Below are 840 nucleotides of genomic sequence, written 5' to 3'. Positions count from 1 at the left end.
CTGATTGAGCCGGCTCTCGACGCAATCTTTCTGGCAGATTCTTACGGCTACAGACCCGGTAAATCGGCTCTCGATGCCGTAGGCGTGACGCGACAGCGGTGCTGGAAGTACGATTGGGTTCTGGAGTTCGACATCAAGGGACTGTTCGACAATATCGACCACGAGCTTCTGCTGCGGGCCGTCCGGAAACATGTGACGTGCGCATGGGCGCTGCTCTACATTGAAAGATGGCTGACAGCGCCGATGGTGCAGGAGGATGGAACGGTAATCGAGCGAAGCCGCGGTACCCCACAAGGGGGCGTGGTGAGCCCGATCCTCGCCAACCTCTTCATGCACTATGCATTTGATCTCTGGATGGCACGGATGTTCCCCGATCTCAGGTGGTGTCGGTATGCGGATGACGGGTTGGTACATTGTCGGAATGAGATGGAGGCGCAAAGCGTTCGCGAAGCGCTCCAGGCTCGGCTGGCGAAGTGCCGCCTGGAATTGCATCCTACGAAGACGAGGATCGTCTACTGCAAGGATGATCGACGCCGAGGTAAAAGCGAGACGGTCATGTTTGACTTTCTCGGTTATTGCTTCCGGCCACGATCGGTCCTGGGGCCGCATTCGCAGAAGATGTTCTGTGGGTTCACCCCAGCGGTCAGCAAACCAGCGCTGAACGCCATGCGGGCGACGGTCCGAGGCTTGAAACTTCGCAGGCGAACCGAGGTGACGCTGGACGATATTGCTCGCGAGCTAAACCCGATGGTTAGGGGGTGGATCGCTTATTATGGGCAATACACGCGCTCAGCGCTTTATCCTTTGGCCCGCTACATCAACCAGACGTTAGCTATTTGG

Annotated in this window: 1 protein-coding gene; it reads left to right on the top strand. The window is 57.4% G+C overall.

Annotated elements, in window-relative coordinates:
- Nucleotides 1-840 (top strand): group II intron reverse transcriptase/maturase (locus I6F38_RS43260; RefSeq protein WP_225164697.1); only part of this gene is annotated, 840 nt, incomplete at both ends.

This window comes from Bradyrhizobium sp. BRP56, assembly GCF_020194035.1.
In the GTDB taxonomy this organism is placed as follows: domain Bacteria; phylum Pseudomonadota; class Alphaproteobacteria; order Rhizobiales; family Xanthobacteraceae; genus Bradyrhizobium; species Bradyrhizobium australafricanum.
This window is presented reverse-complemented; position numbering and strand designations above follow the sequence as displayed.